This window comes from Pseudomonas sp. EA_15y_Pfl1_P101 (assembly GCF_963970835.1).
GTDB classification, from domain to species: domain Bacteria; phylum Pseudomonadota; class Gammaproteobacteria; order Pseudomonadales; family Pseudomonadaceae; genus Aquipseudomonas; species Aquipseudomonas tritici.
In genome coordinates this window covers 15,634-32,238 of record NZ_CAXAPA010000001.1, presented here as the reverse complement: position 1 = coordinate 32,238, position 16,605 = coordinate 15,634, and the positions used below count along the sequence as shown (strand labels likewise).

Below are 16,605 nucleotides of genomic sequence, written 5' to 3'. Positions count from 1 at the left end.
ATAAAAAAACCCCGCTTTTAAGGGCGGGGTCTTTTCGACTAAGTCAGTACAAGTTAGATAACTTGAACTTCTTCAGCTTGCATGCCTTTCTGACCGCGGGTAGCGATGAAAGAAACCTGTTGGCCTTCTTTCAGGCTTTTGAAGCCGTCGGATTGGATAGCTTTGAAGTGAACGAACAGGTCGTCACCGGATTGTGGAGTGATGAAGCCGAAGCCTTTTTCATCGTTGAACCACTTAACGGTACCAGTTTGGCGATTAGACATGGTGTAACTCCTTGAACAAAGTTAACTGCGACTCAGGAAAAGCCCTGGCCGAGACTGAGTGCAAAGAGCAGGAAAAATTCTTGGAGATGGTTGGATCGAAATTCAACATATCGTGTAGAGATTCTCAGTGACACAAGCAACACAGTGACGTCACCTTAACTGTTTTTCTCGGACGTGCCAATGATATTTCCGAAGGTTTCTCTATTTTCGTGACTGGGGGTGGTATTTCTATTCCCCTCCCACCGCTATAGGGGGCCCGGCTCCGTTGGCTAAGACGTGTAAGCAACCGGCGTTTTTTTAAGAAAAGTCCCGTGGCCTTTGAACCCCAACGCCGGCCCCGGTAAGATGCCGAACAGATTTTTCACCTCGCTATTCAGGACACCGCCATGAGCATCAAATCGGATAAGTGGATTCGCCGCATGGCGCAAGAGCACGGCATGATCGAACCGTTCGTCGAGCGGCAGATCCGCGGCCAAGGCGATGCCCCGGTGATTTCCTACGGCGTTTCCAGCTATGGATACGACGTGCGCTGTGCCGATGAATTCAAGGTGTTCACCAACATCAACTCGGCCATCGTCGATCCAAAGAACTTCGACGAAAAGAGCTTCGTCGACGTCAAGAGCGACGTGTGCATCATCCCTCCGAACTCCTTCGCCCTGGCGCGCACCGTGGAGTTCTTCCGTATCCCCCGCGACGTGCTGACCATCTGCCTGGGTAAAAGTACCTACGCGCGCTGCGGCATTATCGTCAACGTGACTCCGCTTGAGCCTGAGTGGGAAGGCCACGTCACCCTGGAATTCTCCAACACCACGACGCTACCGGCGAAAATCTACGCCAACGAAGGCGTGGCGCAGATGCTGTTCCTGCAGTCTGACGAGGCCTGTGAAGTGTCCTATAAAGACCGCGCGGGCAAGTATCAGGGCCAGCGCGGCGTCACTCTCCCACGCGCTTGATAGAAAGGTCTTACGCGTAAAGGGAATTAGTCTGAAGAAAGTGACTCTATCTAGGTGTACTGCCTCGGCGCGTGTAAAACGCGTCGAGCCACGCTTGAGGAGTACTTTATGAAGATCGACCCGCGAATCAGCGCAGAAATTGCCCGGCTTGAACCCAACCAGATTGGCGTTCTGGCCTGGTCCCTGATGGCCGACCCTGCGTATGCGGGTGGTATTCCCGGCCAGCCAGACCCGGATTCCCCGCAGCCCATTGAAGAACCGGGCTCGCCCACTGTTCCAGATGAGCCGCCTCCCGCGCCTGTAGCCTGACACCTCGTCAGCCAATCAATGCACTGGCCAAACTTGATGGTCGCCGATGACAAATATTCGGCGGTCATTGGCGTGTTCCACGGCAAAGCCACCGGTAAACGCGCCAAACGCCGGCAGCAAGCTGACCTGCGTCCCGATCTGAAAGCACGGTAGGCGCAAACTTTGCCGTCCCTTGCCGCGCAAGCGATACACAGGATGCACGTGCCCTGCCAATACATGGTGGGTCGCATGGGCTTCCGGTTCGTGTTGCAGTGCAAACGGGGCCATCAGCAGCGGCTGCGCAACAACCTCGATCCTCAGATCCGCAGGCGGGTCACCCGCACGTTTATCATGATTGCCTCGAATCAAGGTCATAGGCAGGTCAGGATGGCGTGCTCGCCAGGTTCTCAGTGCGCTCAGCGTGCCGCTGGCATGGGAGCCTGGACCGTGTAGGAAATCACCTAGAAAGATCATCTGTGCACACGGTAGCGTCGATAGCAGCCGGTCCAGTCGTTGCAAATTCTCGGTCGTGGTTCCCTGCGGCACCGGTTGCCCCAGGCTTCGATACGCCGACGCCTTGCCGAAATGCGCATCTGCAATCAACAGGCACTGACGCGCAGGCCAATAGACGGCCTTGTCTGCCAGCAACCACAACGCTTCTCCCTCTAGCATTACCGAACAAACCATCAGCGCTTCCCGTTATCCGCGACTTTTTCCAGGTCCTTGACCATCCGCGCAATGCGCTCAGAGAGTTTTTCCGAACTCATGCTTTCGCGCATCCGCTCAACCAACAGGGGAAAGGCCAGCGGCGTAGGCCGTTCGATCTCATGCAGGTCCAGTTTCAGCGCCGACAGATGACGTAATGTCTCTTCCAGCCGGCGAATATCCAACTCATCACGCAGGACTTCTTCCCCCGCCTGGGCCAGCAGCAGGTTCTGCGGGTCATATTGCTTGAACACCTCAAAGAACAACCCGCTGGACGCCTGCACCTGTCGGGTACTTTTCGGCGCGCCAGGGTAACCGGCGAACACCAGCCCGGCGATCCGTGCGATTTCACGGAAACGGCGCAGGGCCAGCTCCCCGGCATTCAGGCTGGCCACCACATCATCCAGCAGGTTTTCAGAACTCAGCAGCGCGTCGTTCAACAGCGCCGGCCAATCCAATTGCGTGGCACTCAACAACTCCAGCCCGTAATCATTCACCGCAATGGAGAAGGTGACCGGCTGCCCTCGGCTGACCCGCCACGCCAACACACTCGCCAGCCCCAGGTGCACCTGGCGTCCGGCGAAGGGGTAGAGGAACAGGTGCCATCCCTCCCTCGATTTCAGGGCTTCAGCCAGCAAATGCGCGCGCGTCGGCAAGCCGGACCAGCGCAATTGTGTTTGCAAGAGGGTTTGCACCGCCTGCATCTCCGGCCCTTCGAAGTGTCCCTGGGCCGCTTCATCCAAGCGCACGACGACGGCCTGGGCCAGCTCATTGGAAAGCGGCATGCGCCCACCATTCCAGCGCGGCACAGCGGCTTTTTTCGCGGTGCTGCGGCGTACATAGGCGGTCATGTTTTCGACCCGCACCAGCTCCAGCAAGCGCCCGGCGAACAGGAAGCCATCTCCCGGCTTGAGCCGCGCAATAAAACCTTCCTCGACGCTGCCGAGGTTTTTGCCGCCGCCGCCCTTGCTCCAGAACTTCAACTGGATGCTCGCGTCACTGACGATGGTGCCGATGCTCATGCGATGCCGACGTGCCAGCCTTGCGTCCGGGACGCGCCAGATGCCGTGCTCGTCCGGCTCGACGCGACGGTAATCCGGATAAGCCGTCAACGAAAGGCCACCATGGCGCACAAATCCCAGCGCCCAGGCCCAGTCTTCATCCGTCAGATCGCGATAAGCCCAGGCGCCGCGTACCTCGGCCAGCAGCGCTTGCGGTGTAAAGCCACCGCCCAATGCCATGCTGACAAGATGCTGGACGAGTACATCCAACGATTTGTGCGGCGACTCGCGCGCTTCAATGCGCCGCTGCGCAATCGCATCCTGCGCTGCTGCGGCCTCCACTAACTCCAGGCTGTGGGTCGGCACCAATGTCACCCGCGAGGGCCGCCCCGGCGCGTGTCCCGAGCGACCCGCGCGTTGCATCAGGCGGGCCACGCCTTTGGCCGAGCCGATCTGCAGTACGCGCTCCACCGGCAGGAAGTCCACCCCCAGGTCCAGGCTTGACGTACACACCACCGCCTTGAGCTGGCCGTCTTTCAACGCCCGCTCCACCCAGTCACGGGTCTCTCGCGACAGCGAACCATGGTGCAGGGCAATCACTCCGGCCCAATCGGGACGGGCATCAAGCAATGCCTGGTACCAGATTTCCGATTGCGCTCGCGTGTTGGTAAAGACCAGGCAACTGCTGCTGCTTTCCACCTCGGCCACCACTTGGGGCAGCATCTTCAAGCCGATATGCCCGGCCCAGGGAAAACGTTCTGTAACGGGTGGCAATAACGTGTCGATGATCAACTGCTTGGTCGTTAGCCCCTGCACATTGATCCCGTCACCCTGTGGGACCAGTACTTCCAATGCGTGAGACTGATTACCCAAAGTTGCCGAAATACCCCACACCATCAACTCTGGATGCCAGCGCCGCAAGCGTGCCAGCGCCAGTTGCAGTTGCACGCCGCGTTTATTACCGATCAGTTCGTGCCACTCATCCACGACCACCATGCGCAGGTTTCCCAGGCTGGCTTCGCTATCGGCGCGGGCGAGCATTAACGTCAGGCTTTCCGGAGTGGTGACCAGTGCGGTGGGCTGGCGGCGGGTCTGCCGTGCGCGTTCGCTGCTGCTGGTATCGCCGGTGCGCAGGCCGACACGCCAGGGAATCTGTAACGCCTCGAGCGGCGCTTCAAGGGCGCGGGCGGTGTCGGCGGCCAACGCACGCATGGGCGTGATCCACAGCACCGTCAGCGGTTCAACCGGCGGTTTGCGTTTACCGGTTGCCGCTGGGCGCGTGATGGCGAAGCGGTTGAGCGCGGCAAACCACAGTGCATAGGTTTTACCGGCGCCGGTGCTGGCGTGCAGCAAACCCGATCGGCCTTCCTTGACCGCCGCCCAGACTTCTTTTTGAAAGGCGAACGGCTTCCAGCCTTTGGCGGTGAACCATTGCCGGGCGAAGTCGAGAGGTTTTGCCATGCGGGCGCTGACGCTCTGAAGGGCTTATTGCACAGACCCTGAACGCCTGCCAAAGGTTTAACCGGGTGCAGCACGACAGTAATGCAATTGGTAGGTATTGGCCTGGGCCACTGCGTTGCAGGTCAAGGTTGGCGGCAGCGGTTGCTGGTTGTTTTTGCGTCGGACTAGGTAAAAGTCTTTCGACAGCGGCAGTTGTTGTGGGCTTTTGGTGTGCCGTGCCCAGCCGCTGCTATAGAACTCGGCCGAATAGGAGCGTGAGCCCAGGTAGATCAAGTCGCCGGGCGCAGCGGCTTGTTGCGCTTTCCAAAGCGCAACCATGTTTTTCTGGTTTTGTGGGCGGTCGGCAACCTCGCCGCTGATGATCAAGATGTAGCCCAGTAGTGGCAAGGCCGACGCCATGGCTGCGATGACGGTACCGCGTATTTTGCGGCACAGCACCTCAGCCAGTAATAACGCCCAGGCTGGCAGCGCGGGCAGTACGTAGGTCCAGAGAATGTTGGTGGACATGGTAAAGAACAAGGGCGCTGAAACAGCCCACCCCAGTACAAAGATCAAGTACTCCCGCTGACCTTCAAATTGCCCGCGCAGCTTGACCAGCATCGGTAAACACAGCGCCCAGGGCAAAAGCCCGCCCAGCAGGTGCCCCCAAATCATCGCCAAGGGTTGCGCATGCGCGCTGCCGTATAGATCGCCTTGCCATTTGCTGATGACGTAGCGACTGAAATGTTCGCCGACGATGAAGTACTCCAGAAAACCCGGGGTTTTCAGTTCGGCCAGCCAATACCAGGGCATGGCCACGACGAGCATCAGTGCCAACCCCGGCAACCATGGCAGCCCCAGCAATCGCCGCCAATGGCCGGTAAGCGCCAGCCAGATTGACGCGGGCATCGCCAGCAACACAAGCGCCAGCGGGCCTTTTGCGAGCAGGCCCAGGCCAAGCCCGAGAAATCCCGCCATGGCCCACCTGCGGTCACCGTGCATCAAACCGCGCCACACGCCCAAGTGGGCGAGCAAAAGGGCGAACGCCAATGCGCCGTCGGTCAACACGGCACCGCTGGAAAGGAACCCGAGTGTGCAAGTCGAGTAGATAATCGCTGCCGTCAGGCCGACTCGCAGGCTGCGCTCGCGGCAGGCGAAGTGCACGATCAGCGCGCAGCTGGCGACATGCAGCAGCCAGGTTGAAAAACGGCTGGAGAACTCGTTGATGCCGAACACTTTCATGCTCAGGGCCTGTAGCCAGAATGACAAAGGCGGCTTGCCCCAGAACGGCACACCGTGATCGAACATCGGCGTGATCCAGTCATTGGAAACGAGCATTTTTCGGGCAATTTCGGCATAGCGGGCCTCCGAGGTATCCATGATTGGATAGAGCCCGAGTGTGACCAGGCGCGCCAGCAGCACCGCGAACAGGATGCCCCAGAGCAAACGCACGGACGCGGAATGATTCATGCCGTCAGCCTTTATGAAGGGATTCAAGATTGATCGCGCTTATGCAGGGAGTTGGGCCTGGGGCTCGCCACCGTCAGCACCCGACCGACATACTCGCCGACCACGGCGGTTCCCAGGCACAACAACAGAATCGATTGCACCAGCAGATGCGCATGGGTCAGTTCACCGAATGTCGCGGTGACTGCAACCCACAGTGAGCCAACCAGAAAACTCATGGCACTCAAGTAGCTGTACAGGCGCAGCGGGCGAGTAGAGAAAGCAAGAATCGAGTCCGCACACAGGTCCAGCAATGACAATGGCGTCCACTTGGTTGTGCCCGCTTGGCGTGGCTTGCGGTCGTAGTTCACTTCGGTACTTGGATAGCCGAGCCAACTGACCAGTAGTTTCAATACGCCGGCGTTGTCGTCCATGGCGCGAATGGCCGCGAGTGCGTTGGGCCCTATCAGTCTGAAATCACTGACTTGCTGGGGGACTTCGAAATTGTCGATCAGTTGGTCCAGCGTGGCGTAATAGAGCCTTGCGGCCGTGCGTTTTATCCAGGAATCGCAGTGCCGCGAACGGCGCTGCATGTTCACGACCTCATAGCCCTTGTGCCATTCCTGCACCATGAGCGGGATCAACTCCGGTGGGTCTTGCAGGTCGCAGTCCATGATGATTACTGCGCCGCCGTCTATGTCGTTGATGCCTGCGCGCATGGCCGCTTCTTTGCCGAAGTTGCGACTCAAGTGCAGACACCTGACACGCGGGTCCTGAGAAAATTGATCGATCATAGCCGCTGTCTGGTCTTGACTGCCGTCATTGATGTAGAACACTTCAGTGCGGATTTTTACGCGGTCAATGATGGCCATCAGGCGCGAATGGAATTGCATTATTACGCACTGCTCGTTAAAGCAAGGCACCAGTATTGTAAGTTTCGTGGCAGGCAAGGACTCACTGAAGAGGTTCGCGTTTGCTGTCATGTTTGAATACCCAGAGGTAATTAATCGTAAAACCTTGAAGGGTCACGGCTACCATTGTCATGAGCTGTGAAAGTTGTGCAGGTACGCCCCAGTGGATCAGTAGCGTGACAATAAGCGTGCTAGATAAAACCTGACTGGCGGTCGTTATGAAAAATCGCCCTCTATTGCAGTCTCGCTGTGCAAATACCCAATGCCTGGACAGGCAATAGGCGACCAGCGCCCCCGCAACGGCTGCAAAAAAAACGGATGGTGTTGGGCCGTAGTAAGGCAGCACGCAGACGAACACTACGAAATGCACCAGTGTCGCGAAGAAGCCTGCGCCCAGATAACGGATGAACAATCGAAGTATTTTTTGCATGACAAGAATGTATAAGATGAAGTGTGAATCAAATGTAACGTCGCGAAACGATATTTGTTGTCGGGTTTTATTTGTTTGCTGAAGGGATGTTCTTAGTTGCTTGTAAGAATTTGGAGTTTGTCCTGATGGAAATATTACTAGTTGAAGATGATCATGCGTTGGCGGGCTCGTTAGGGGATTATCTCGGTGAATTTGGTTTCGATGTAGATTTCGCTCGCGATGGGCGAAGTTGTCTGGAGCGTGTCCAGCACCATGAATACGACCTCATCGTCATGGATGTGGCAATGCCTCGCATGAGTGGTTTTGACACCTGTCGCCAGTTGCGATGCGAGCAGAACCACACGCCCGTTATATTCCTGACGGCACGCGACGCACTGCCCGATAAACAAGAGGGTTACGACGCAGGCGGCGACGATTACCTGGTCAAACCCTTTGAGCCTCAAGAGTTGCTATGGCGTATCCGCGCGCTGATCCGCCGGGGCTCCCCGCGCCAGCCACGCGGTGTCAAACAACTGGGCGACCTGGTGATTGATCCGGTCTCGCAGGCGTTGCGTCACAACGGCGTCATGACGGTGTTGCCCGCCCTCCAATTCACCTTGCTGAACCTGCTTGCCGATGGGGCACCGGAGCCCGTCAGCCGGCGCAAACTGGAGGCCGCGTTGTGGCCAGAGGGTGATCCGCCAGACAGTGATGCACTGCGCACGTATATCTACCGGCTGCGCCAAGCCCTGGGCAAGCCATACGGTAACGAACTGATACGCACGGTTCACGGTAAGGGCTATCGTCTTGCGATTCCTTACTGATTCCTTTTTTGCGCGAATCCTCTCTGCACTGCTGCCGTTCATGGCAACCATCACGTTGTTCTACAGCGTGCTGATCTGGGCCACTGTCAACGTGACAGAGGACAACATCATTGCCAGCTATTTGAAGCTTGAGGCACAGGCGTTCACGGAACGGCATAGCCTGCAGGGGGCAGCGACAGCGATGCCCAACAGCATTTACCTGCAAGGCTACTGGTCAGGGGACGCTGAAGTTCCGGCCGTCATGCGCCAATTGCCAGCCGGTCACCATGAACTGGAGGGAGAGGATGACCATGTGTTCGTAAGTGTTGTACCGGGTGCGTCACAGTGGCTGATACTGGTGCTGAACGAGTCTGAACTCAGCCAGACCGAAGGCTACGGCGCTCGGATTTTCGGGCTGTTGTGCGCGGTGGCCGGATTGATCCTGATCCTGGGTACGATCCTGGCCATCGCGATTGCCCGTGCCATTGCCCAACCCGTCAGCCAATTGGTGGAGGACGTGGCCTCTGAACCGCGTGGGCCGTGCAGATTCAGCGGGTTCGAGCGCCAGGATGAAATCGGCACGTTGAGCCGTACGCTGTCGGCTCTGGTGACCCAGCAAAATGCCGCGCTGCTGCGCGAGCAGGCCTTTACCCGGCACGTGAGCCACGAGCTACGCACCCCCTTGGGTATCTTGAACAACAGCCTGGCGATCCTGCGTTTGCCCGGCTGCAACGCCGAAAAATCCGCACGCAGCCTGCTACGCATGGAAGGCGCGTTGTCCGGAATGAAAATGACCATTGAGCTGTTTTTGTCCCTGGCCCGTGAACCGCGTCAATTACCCCATGCGGCGATTGACCTGTGCGCCGTTGTCGCCGAGCAGATCGAAAAATACCAGCTGCTTTACCCTCTCGCGGCTGATGCGCGGGTGCTGACTGGAGCATCAACGATCTGCGTGCAGACCAATGAGGCGATAGCCCGCAGTGTGGTGCAGAACCTGCTGGGCAACGCTGTTCAGCATGGCGCCGGCAAAGTCCGGGTTGTCCTCACTGAGCAGCAACTGGTGATCATCAATAACCGTGTGGAACAGCGCGTGTCGCCGGGGTTCGGCTTTGGCCTGGAAATCGTCTCGCGTGCCTGCACGCAGGCAGGCTGGCGCTTTGAAACCCGACGCACACGCCATACGTTTCATGCGCGTATCTGCTTCACTTGAGATTGCCACTTAGAAACTGCTGCAAGCGCTCACTCTTGGGATTGCCCAACACATCCTCAGGCGCACCTTGCTCTTCCACCAGGCCCTTGTGCAGGAACAGCACCTGGCTCGACACCTTGCGTGCAAAGCTCATCTCGTGGGTCACCATGATCATGGTGCGGCCTTCCTCGGCCAGGCCCTGGATCACCTTGAGCACTTCGCCCACCAGTTCCGGATCGAGGGCCGAGGTGGGCTCGTCGAACAGCATCACCTCGGGTTCCATGGCCAATGCGCGGGCGATGGCGACCCGTTGCTGCTGGCCGCCGGACAGGAACGCCGGGTATTGATCGGCCACACGCGCCGGCAACCCTACCTTGTCGAGGTAGCGACGGGCGCGGTCTTCGGCGTCTTTCTTGCTGCAACCCAGCACCCGGCGCGGGGCCATGGTGATGTTTTCCAGCACGCTCATGTGGCTCCACAGGTTGAAGTGCTGGAACACCATCGCCAGGCGCGTGCGCAGGCGCTGCAGTTCGGCGTCGTCGGCCACGCGCATGCCGTGGCGATCGCTGACCATGCGAATCGACTGGCCGTCCAGGGTCATGGCGCCGTCGTTGGGGGTTTCCAGGAAGTTGATGCAGCGCAAAAAGGTGCTCTTGCCCGAGCCGCTGGCGCCGATCAGGCTGATCACGTCACCGGTGTTGGCCTTGAGCGAAACACCTTTGAGCACCTGATTGTCGCCATAGCTTTTATGCAGGCCTTCAACGGTCAATTTGTACATGGGGCGTGCATCCTCAAGGCGAAAGTAGATAGCCGCTGCGGTAGGCCTCGGTGCCTGCGACATGGCCGATGACCATCCCGGCAGTGGCCATGCGGCGTAGCGAACGGGCGTAAAGCAGGCCGGCCTTCTGGCAGTGCACCGGCGTTACGCGGTCGGAAATGGGGTCGATGATTTCGGCGATCAGTTGCCCGGCTTCCAGGTATTCACCGGGCAGGGCGCTGAACACCAGCAGGCCACCCACTGGCGTCGCCACCGGTTCAACGCCGGCCAGCGGTGTGGCCGGGTAGGGCAGGTCGGGCAGCGGTGCCGCATCACCGGTAATGGCGCCGAAGTGAATCAGGTAGTCGATGATTGCCTGGCAGTCGAGGCTGGCCAGGCCGTGGTTGACGTCGCCTTGCCCGCGCAGTTCGACGGTCACCGAAAAACTGCCCATGGGGATCGGGAAGCGCTCGCCGAAGCGTTGCTGCAATTGCCACCAGACCAAGGTGAAACACTCATCGAAGGATTGCCCACCGGAGTCGGTCGCGAGCAAATTGGCCTCCGAACCGATATACCGCGCCAGCGGTTCCACCTTCGGCCAGGCCTCGGGCGTGGTGTACACGTGCGCCACGGCTTCGAAATCGCAATGCAGGTCCAGCACTATGTCGGCGTCACAGGCCAGGCGTTGCAGCACCAGGCGCTGGGATTGCAACTGGGTGTCGGCATTTTGCGCGGCGAGGGCGGTGGACAGCGCGGCGCGGATCAGTTCGACGTTGTGCCGAGGATCATCCCCGAGCACATCTTCGACCTGGTTGCCGACGGCTTCACTGAGGTCGACAAACAGGCGATTGAAGTTCTGCCCGCTCTCCAGCTCATAGCGACCCAGCGGGATATCCATCAACACCTGTTCCAGGCCAACCGGGTTGGCGATGGGCACCAGCACGATCTCGCTGCGCAGGCGACCGGCCGCGGCCAGCTTCGCCAATTGCACTTTGAGGTGCCAGGCCACCAGCATGCCCGGCAGCTCATCGGCGTGCAGCGACGACTGGATGTAAATCTTGCCCTCGGCCTGCTCCGGGCCGAAGTGAAAACTGTGAACCTGCCGCGCCGTACCTGGCACTGGCGCGATCAGTTCATGAACCTGGTGACGCATACACACTCCTTAATGGCTCGGCCCGAGAAACGCCAGCCAGCGGCGCTCCGCCAGACGAAACAGACCGACCAGCGCGAAGGTCACGGTCAGGTAGATCAGCGCAGCGATACCGAATGATTGAAAGGTCATGAAGGTGGCCGAGTTGGCGTCCCGCGCCACTTTGAGGATGTCTGGAATCGTCGCGGTGAAGGCCACCGTGGTCGAGTGCAGCATCAGGATCACTTCATTACTGTAGTAAGGCAGCGAGCGACGCAGCGCGGACGGCATGATCACGTAGGCGTACAGCTTCCAGCCGCTCAAGCCATAGGCCTTGGCCGCTTCGACTTCGCCATGGGCCATGCTGCGGATCGCCCCGGCGAAAATCTCCGTGGTGTAGGCGCAGGTGTTGAGGGCGAAGGCCAGGATGGTGCAGTTCATCGCATCGCGAAAGAACGCGTCCAGCAGCGGTTGCTCGCGCACGGCGGCGATGCTGTAGATGCCGGTGTAGCAGATCAGCAACTGGATATAGAGCGGCGTGCCCCGGAACAGGTAGGTGTAGAACTGCACTGGCCAACGCACGGCACGATTGCGCGAGACACGCGCAATGGACAGCGGAATCGACACCAGAAAGCCGATGACCAGCGCGGCGCTGAGCAGCCACATCGTCATGGCCAGACCGGTGATGTGCTGGCCGTCGCTATAAAGGAAGGGGCGCCAGTATTCCTGCAAGAGTTCGATCATCGCACTGCCTCCCGGGCGCCTGCGGAGTAGCGCCGTTCAAGGCGACGCAAGACGAAGTTGGACGCGCTGGTGATCATCAGGTAGATCAACGCGGCGAGCACCAGGAAGTAGAACAACTGATAGGTGCTCTTGCCCGCGTCTTGGGCAGCCTTGACCAAGTCGGCCAGGCCGATGATCGACACCAGCGCCGTGGCCTTGAGCATCACCATCCAGTTGTTGCCGATACCCGGCAGGGCAAAGCGCATCATCTGCGGGAAGGTCACGTAGCGAAACCGTTGCCCGCGCTTGAGGCCGTAGGCCGTGGCGGCTTCCAGTTGGCCACGGGGCACGGCGAGGATCGCGCCGCGAAAGGTTTCGGTGAAATAAGCACCGTAGATAAAGCCCAGGGTGATCACCCCGGCGCTGAATGGGTCGATCTCGATGTATTCCCATTCCATGAAGTCAGTGAAGCCGGTGAGCCAGGTTTGCAGGCTGTAAAAAACCAGCAGCATCAGGACCAAGTCGGGTACGCCGCGAATCAGCGTGGTGTAGAGCCGGGCGGGGATGCGCAAAAAGGGCAGGCTGGACAATTTGGCGCTGGCACCGAGCAAGCCGAGCACGATGCTGACGGCCAGGGACAGCACCGACAACTTGATCGTCATCCACGTGCCTTGCAGCAACAGCGGGCCGAAACCCTTCAAGCTGAGCGCGCTCAGCCCGAGGGTTTGCAACAGTTCTTCGAACATAAATCAGGACCTATGGCGATAAAAAAGCGCCCTTCCAGGGAAGGGCGCTCCAGGCATTATTTGCCGCTGTACAGGTTCAGATCGCCAAAGTGTTTCTTCTGGATGGTGGCGTAGGTGCCATCATCGTGTAACGCTTTGATACCTTTATCCAAAAGCGCCTTCAATTCAGTGTTACCTTTTTTGATACCGATGGCGGTTTTCGACGGCAGCAGTGGGTCGTCAATGGCGGCGCTGACTTCGTAGCCTGCACCGGCTGGCGACTTCAAAAAGCCCAGTTCGGCTTGCAGCATGTCCTGCACGGAAGCGTCGAGACGGCCGGAGGTCAGGTCGGCATACACTTGGTCCTGGTTGGCGTAGGCCTTGGTGGTCACACCGGCTTTATCCAATACAGCCTTGGCGTAGGCTTCCTGGATGGTGCCTTGCTCGTAGCCCACGGATTTACCCTTGAGGGACTCGGGCGTCGAGAAGCCAGCCCCCTTCTTGAACACCAGCGAGGTTGGGCCGGAGAACAGCTCGTTAGAGAAGTCGATGGCCTTTTCACGCACCGGGGTCACGGTCATGGACGAAATCACGCCGTCGAATTTTTTCGCTTTCAGGCCTGGAATCATGCCGTCGAAATCACTTTCGACCCACTTGCACTTCACTTTCAGCTCGGCGCAGATCGCATTGCCCAGATCGATATCGAAGCCGACCAGGCTGCCGTCGGCGGCCTTGGATTCAAACGGTGCGTAGGACGGATCGACACCAAAACGCAGTTCCTTGTATTCCTTGGCCAGCGCGGTACCGGCGGCCATGCACAGAGCCAGTGCAGAAAGGGTCAGCAATGCTTTTTTCATTATGTAATCCCTGGAAACCAAGATAAGCGCTTGTGGCGCGTTTAGGACTGTTACTGAACGGTGTCAGACGGATCACTGGTAGCAATTTCTGCACCATAGTTCCGAATGAGCGTTTTAAAAGGTGGGATGAGGGAAGTTAGAGTGTAGGAGATGCCCGGAAATGGGCATGGAAAATCTGACGCCCCAATTTGAGCCATGTGCAGGTCAAAAAGTGGGAGCGGGCTTGCTCGCTCCCACAGGGGGTATGTGTCAGACCAATAACTCTTGCAGTGAGGCCAAACTATCGGCTTCTTCCACCGCCTTATCCTGCCGCCACCGCAACATGCGCGGAAACCTCACCGCAATCCCGCTTTTATGCCGCCTGGAAAGGGCGATCCCCTCAAACCCCAGCTCAAACACCATGCTCGGCGTGACGCTGCTGACCGGCCCGAACTTCTCCACCGTGGTCTTGCGCACGATCGCGTCGACCTTGCGCATTTCCTCATCGGTCAACCCTGAATACGCCTTGGCAAACGGCACCAGCGTGCGTTCGGTACCGGGCGGACCGTCCCACACCGCAAAGGTGTAGTCGCTATACAAGCTGGCGCGTCGACCATGACCGCGCTGGGCATAGATCAACACCGCATCGATGCTGAACGGGTCCACCTTCCACTTCCACCATAGACCCATATCCTTGGTACGGCCCACGCCGTAGAGACCTTTGCGGTCCTTGAGCATCATGCCTTCCACCCCGAGGCTGCGAGAGGCTTCGCGTTGTTCGGCGAGGTCCTGCCAACTGCTCCCCGTCAGCAAGGGTGATGCCTGCAACAAGGATTGGTTGCACTGGGCAATCACCTGCTCAAGTTGCGCGCGGCGCTCAGCCTGAGTGTGGTTGCGCCAGTCGTCACCCTGATGTTCCAGCAGGTCGTAGGCCAGGACTGCGACCGGGGCGTCCTTCAGTACTTTTTTGCTCAGGGTCTTGCGGCCGATCCGCTGTTGCAGCAAGGCGAAGGGTTGCACCGCGTCTTTCCATACCACGATTTCGCCGTCGATTACGGTGCCATCGGGCAAGCCACTGACCAGGCTGTGAAGTTCAGGGAAACGCTCGGTGACCAGTTCTTCGCCCCGGGACCAGATCCACAGGCGGCCCTCACGTTTCACCAGTTGCGCACGAATACCATCCCACTTCCATTCCACCTGCCAGTCGGCGGGCGAGCCTAGCAGGGTGTCGAACTGCTCCACCGGTTGCGCCAAACCGTGGGCGAGGAAAAACGGATAGGGCTGCCCACCCCTTTGTGCATGTTCGTCGGACGATTCGGCGGCGATCAGCTTGAGGTAGCCCTCAGGCGTAGGACGGTTGGACAAGTCCGTGTAGCCCACCAGCCGCTGCGCCACGCGCTTGCTGTCGAGGTCGGCCATGGCAGCGAGGGCTCGCGTGACCAGCAACTTGGACACGCCCACGCGAAAACTGCCGGTGATCAACTTGATGCATACCATCAGGCTGGGCTGATCCAGTTGCGCCCATAACGCCGGTAGGCGCTCAGCCAATTCCAACGGAGGCAAGCCACGCAGGGGCAGGAGTTTTTCTTCCAGCCACACGGCAAGGCCGTCTTCTGAGGTGTAGGTGGATTCCGGTAACAGCAGGGAAATCGTCTCCGCCAAGTCACCCACCGACTGGTAGCTTTCTTCGAACAGCCAAGGTTCTATGCCCGACGCTTCGGTGGCCATGTCCCGCAGTAGGCGCGTGGGGACCAACTGGCGAGGGCGACCCCCGGACAGAAAGTACACCGCCCAGGCGGCATCGGCCGGTGGCGCTTGCAGAAAGTAGGCTTGCAGTGCAGCAAGCTTGGCGTTGCTGGAGGTGGTGGCGTCGAGGTTGGCGTACAGCTCGGCGAAGGCCTTCATGCGCTGGCCTCCTCTTCGTCATCGCCGTATTCAGTGGTGAAGCCTTGGGCATCCAGACCTTTTTCCCGCAGATGGCGCACCAATACACCGACAGAGCCGTGGGTGACCATCACCCGTTCGGCGCCGGTTTGCTCGATGGCCCACAACAAACCGGGCCAGTCGGCGTGGTCTGACAGCACAAAACCTCGATCCACCCCCCGCCGCCGACGGGTACCGCGCAGGCGCATCCAGCCGCTGGCGAAGGCATCGCTATAGTCGCCAAAGCGCTTTATCCAACTGCTGCCGCCGGCGGAGGGGGGGGCGATGATCAAGGCCTGGCGCAACAACGGGTCGGTCTTTTTGAAGTCACCGGCATACAGGGTTTCGGGGATGTAGATCCCGGCCTCGCGGTACACCCGGTTCAGCGGTTCGACTGCGCCATGGCTGAGGATCGGGCCGATGCTGGCGTCGATCCCATGCAGGATTCGCTGGGCTTTGCCAAAGGAATAACAGAACAACACGCTGGCCTTGCCGGCTGCGATGTTCGCCTTCCACCAATCGTTGATCCCGGCAAAAATCTGCGCCTGGGGTTGCCAGCGGTAGATCGGCAGGCCGAAGGTGGATTCGGTGATGAAGGTATGGCAACGCACCGGTTCGAAGGGGGTGCAGGTGCCGTCGGGCTCGACTTTGTAATCGCCGGATGCGACCCAGACTTCGCCTTGATATTCCAGGCGCACTTGGGCCGATCCCAATACATGCCCGGCCGGGTGGAAGCTCAGGGTGACGCCGTGATGGACCAGTTGTTCGCCGTAGGCCAGGGTTTGCAGGTTGATGTCCTGCCCCAGCCGCGAGCGCAGGATGCCTTCGCCGGGAGCCGCCGCCAGGTAGTGCTGGTTGCCGGTGCGGGCATGGTCGCCGTGGGCGTGGGTGATGACCGAACGTTCCACCGGGCGCCAGGGGTCGATGTAGAAATCTCCGGCGGGGCAATAAAGGCCTTCGGGGCGGGCGATGACGAGGTCCATGGAATGACCGGGGAAGTGGGCTTGTTACTTATGAGGCGGGGCTGAACGCAGAAGTTCGATCGGAATGTATACAGAACAAATGTGGGCGCAGGCAAGCCAGCGCCCACATTCTTGTCCGGTT

17 protein-coding genes are annotated in these 16,605 nt (G+C 59.3%); 4 read left to right on the top strand and 13 right to left on the bottom strand.

The genetic code is table 11. The annotated features are described in order from the left end of the window. Positions 1 to 53: 53 nt before the first annotated feature. Positions 54 to 263, bottom strand: a complete 210-nt coding sequence (locus tag AACY36_RS00155; protein WP_002554837.1) for a cold-shock protein — start codon at positions 261 to 263, stop codon at positions 54 to 56. Between the two features lie 386 nt (positions 264 to 649). Between AACY36_RS00155 and dcd the strand changes: the two genes are divergently transcribed. Both dcd and AACY36_RS00145 read left to right on the top strand, forming a co-directional pair. Beyond that, complete coding sequence (dcd, locus tag AACY36_RS00150) at positions 650 to 1,216, top strand: dCTP deaminase (protein WP_010212421.1); 567 nt, start codon at positions 650 to 652, stop codon at positions 1,214 to 1,216. Positions 1,217 to 1,324: 108 nt separating this feature from the next. Next, the gene (locus tag AACY36_RS00145; protein ID WP_049709645.1) at positions 1,325 to 1,525 is read left to right on the top strand and encodes a hypothetical protein; all 201 of its coding nucleotides are present in this window, start codon (positions 1,325 to 1,327) and stop codon (positions 1,523 to 1,525) included. A gap of 15 nt (positions 1,526 to 1,540) precedes the next feature. Here the strand turns inward: AACY36_RS00145 and pdeM are convergent, their stop codons facing one another. The 5 genes from pdeM to AACY36_RS00120 are packed head-to-tail and all read right to left on the bottom strand — an operon-like array spanning position 1,541 to position 7,437. Further along, the gene (gene pdeM, locus AACY36_RS00140) at positions 1,541 to 2,191 is read right to left on the bottom strand and encodes a ligase-associated DNA damage response endonuclease PdeM (protein ID WP_339437971.1); all 651 of its coding nucleotides are present in this window, start codon (positions 2,189 to 2,191) and stop codon (positions 1,541 to 1,543) included. Beyond that, positions 2,191 to 4,671 carry a ligase-associated DNA damage response DEXH box helicase gene (locus AACY36_RS00135; RefSeq protein ID WP_339418113.1) on the bottom strand — a complete coding sequence of 827 codons (2,481 nt, stop codon included), beginning with the start codon at positions 4,669 to 4,671 and terminating at the stop codon, positions 2,191 to 2,193. Before AACY36_RS00135 ends, pdeM begins: the two co-directional genes overlap by 1 nt. 57 nt (positions 4,672 to 4,728) lie before the next feature. Then, the gene (locus tag AACY36_RS00130; RefSeq protein ID WP_339418112.1) at positions 4,729 to 6,120 is read right to left on the bottom strand and encodes an ArnT family glycosyltransferase; all 1,392 of its coding nucleotides are present in this window, start codon (positions 6,118 to 6,120) and stop codon (positions 4,729 to 4,731) included. A gap of 23 nt (positions 6,121 to 6,143) precedes the next feature. Further along, a complete protein-coding gene (locus tag AACY36_RS00125) occupies positions 6,144 to 7,079 on the bottom strand; it encodes a glycosyltransferase family 2 protein (protein WP_339418111.1) in 936 nt (311 codons plus the stop codon). After that, positions 7,051 to 7,437: a GtrA family protein gene (locus AACY36_RS00120; RefSeq protein WP_339455714.1), complete on the bottom strand. Its 387-nt coding sequence runs from the start codon at positions 7,435 to 7,437 to the stop codon at positions 7,051 to 7,053. The genes AACY36_RS00125 and AACY36_RS00120 overlap by 29 nt, the downstream gene beginning before the upstream one ends. Before the next feature lie 125 nt (positions 7,438 to 7,562). Here AACY36_RS00120 and AACY36_RS00115 point away from each other — a divergent pair, with 125 nt between their 5' ends. Together AACY36_RS00115 and AACY36_RS00110 are read left to right on the top strand one after the other, a co-directional pair. Continuing rightward, the gene (locus AACY36_RS00115) at positions 7,563 to 8,240 is read left to right on the top strand and encodes a response regulator transcription factor (RefSeq protein ID WP_339418109.1); all 678 of its coding nucleotides are present in this window, start codon (positions 7,563 to 7,565) and stop codon (positions 8,238 to 8,240) included. 40 nt (positions 8,241 to 8,280) lie between these two features. After that, complete coding sequence (locus AACY36_RS00110; RefSeq protein ID WP_339496671.1) at positions 8,281 to 9,429, top strand: sensor histidine kinase; 1,149 nt, start codon at positions 8,281 to 8,283, stop codon at positions 9,427 to 9,429. On the opposite strand, the gene AACY36_RS00105 is transcribed toward AACY36_RS00110, so the two are convergent. From AACY36_RS00105 to AACY36_RS00075, 7 genes are all read right to left on the bottom strand, one after another. Continuing rightward, positions 9,422 to 10,186 (bottom strand): ABC transporter ATP-binding protein, encoded by a 765-nt coding sequence (locus AACY36_RS00105; protein ID WP_339418106.1) that lies wholly within the window; start codon positions 10,184 to 10,186, stop codon positions 9,422 to 9,424. The two genes, AACY36_RS00110 and AACY36_RS00105, sit on opposite strands and share 8 nt — an antisense overlap. Positions 10,187 to 10,199: 13 nt before the next feature. Next, entirely contained in the window at positions 10,200 to 11,318 is a 1,119-nt protein-coding gene (locus AACY36_RS00100) for a succinylglutamate desuccinylase/aspartoacylase family protein (protein ID WP_339427095.1), read from the bottom strand. Positions 11,319 to 11,327: 9 nt separating this feature from the next. Continuing rightward, the gene (locus AACY36_RS00095) at positions 11,328 to 12,038 is read right to left on the bottom strand and encodes an ABC transporter permease (RefSeq protein WP_065872420.1); all 711 of its coding nucleotides are present in this window, start codon (positions 12,036 to 12,038) and stop codon (positions 11,328 to 11,330) included. After that, positions 12,035 to 12,763, bottom strand: a complete 729-nt coding sequence (locus tag AACY36_RS00090; RefSeq protein WP_339418102.1) for an ABC transporter permease — start codon at positions 12,761 to 12,763, stop codon at positions 12,035 to 12,037. The genes AACY36_RS00095 and AACY36_RS00090 overlap by 4 nt, the downstream gene beginning before the upstream one ends. A 56-nt stretch (positions 12,764 to 12,819) precedes the next feature. Continuing rightward, on the bottom strand, positions 12,820 to 13,599 hold the full coding sequence (locus AACY36_RS00085; RefSeq protein ID WP_339469488.1) for a transporter substrate-binding domain-containing protein: 780 nt from the start codon (positions 13,597 to 13,599) through the stop codon (positions 12,820 to 12,822). 249 nt (positions 13,600 to 13,848) lie between these two features. Further along, a complete protein-coding gene (locus tag AACY36_RS00080) occupies positions 13,849 to 15,483 on the bottom strand; it encodes an ATP-dependent DNA ligase (RefSeq protein ID WP_339496669.1) in 1,635 nt (544 codons plus the stop codon). Continuing rightward, positions 15,480 to 16,484, bottom strand: a complete 1,005-nt coding sequence (locus tag AACY36_RS00075; protein WP_339418097.1) for a ligase-associated DNA damage response exonuclease — start codon at positions 16,482 to 16,484, stop codon at positions 15,480 to 15,482. Before AACY36_RS00075 ends, AACY36_RS00080 begins: the two co-directional genes overlap by 4 nt. Positions 16,485 to 16,605: the final 121 nt, after the last annotated feature.

What these genes read in the sequence shown, in the direction of transcription:
- AACY36_RS00155 (WP_002554837.1), bottom strand. Translation starts at nt 263, where the DNA reads ATGTCTAATCGCCAAACTGGTACCGTTAAGTGGTTCAACGATGAAAAA.
- dcd (WP_010212421.1), top strand. Translation starts at nt 650, where the DNA reads ATGAGCATCAAATCGGATAAGTGGATTCGCCGCATGGCGCAAGAGCAC.
- AACY36_RS00145 (WP_049709645.1), top strand. Translation starts at nt 1,325, where the DNA reads ATGAAGATCGACCCGCGAATCAGCGCAGAAATTGCCCGGCTTGAACCC.
- pdeM (WP_339437971.1), bottom strand. Translation starts at nt 2,191, where the DNA reads ATGGTTTGTTCGGTAATGCTAGAGGGAGAAGCGTTGTGGTTGCTGGCA.
- AACY36_RS00135 (WP_339418113.1), bottom strand. Translation starts at nt 4,671, where the DNA reads ATGGCAAAACCTCTCGACTTCGCCCGGCAATGGTTCACCGCCAAAGGC.
- AACY36_RS00130 (WP_339418112.1), bottom strand. Translation starts at nt 6,120, where the DNA reads ATGAATCATTCCGCGTCCGTGCGTTTGCTCTGGGGCATCCTGTTCGCG.
- AACY36_RS00125 (WP_339418111.1), bottom strand. Translation starts at nt 7,079, where the DNA reads ATGACAGCAAACGCGAACCTCTTCAGTGAGTCCTTGCCTGCCACGAAA.
- AACY36_RS00120 (WP_339455714.1), bottom strand. Translation starts at nt 7,437, where the DNA reads ATGCAAAAAATACTTCGATTGTTCATCCGTTATCTGGGCGCAGGCTTC.
- AACY36_RS00115 (WP_339418109.1), top strand. Translation starts at nt 7,563, where the DNA reads ATGGAAATATTACTAGTTGAAGATGATCATGCGTTGGCGGGCTCGTTA.
- AACY36_RS00110 (WP_339496671.1), top strand. Translation starts at nt 8,281, where the DNA reads ATGGCAACCATCACGTTGTTCTACAGCGTGCTGATCTGGGCCACTGTC.
- AACY36_RS00105 (WP_339418106.1), bottom strand. Translation starts at nt 10,186, where the DNA reads ATGTACAAATTGACCGTTGAAGGCCTGCATAAAAGCTATGGCGACAAT.
- AACY36_RS00100 (WP_339427095.1), bottom strand. Translation starts at nt 11,318, where the DNA reads ATGCGTCACCAGGTTCATGAACTGATCGCGCCAGTGCCAGGTACGGCG.
- AACY36_RS00095 (WP_065872420.1), bottom strand. Translation starts at nt 12,038, where the DNA reads ATGATCGAACTCTTGCAGGAATACTGGCGCCCCTTCCTTTATAGCGAC.
- AACY36_RS00090 (WP_339418102.1), bottom strand. Translation starts at nt 12,763, where the DNA reads ATGTTCGAAGAACTGTTGCAAACCCTCGGGCTGAGCGCGCTCAGCTTG.
- AACY36_RS00085 (WP_339469488.1), bottom strand. Translation starts at nt 13,599, where the DNA reads ATGAAAAAAGCATTGCTGACCCTTTCTGCACTGGCTCTGTGCATGGCC.
- AACY36_RS00080 (WP_339496669.1), bottom strand. Translation starts at nt 15,483, where the DNA reads ATGAAGGCCTTCGCCGAGCTGTACGCCAACCTCGACGCCACCACCTCC.
- AACY36_RS00075 (WP_339418097.1), bottom strand. Translation starts at nt 16,484, where the DNA reads ATGGACCTCGTCATCGCCCGCCCCGAAGGCCTTTATTGCCCCGCCGGA.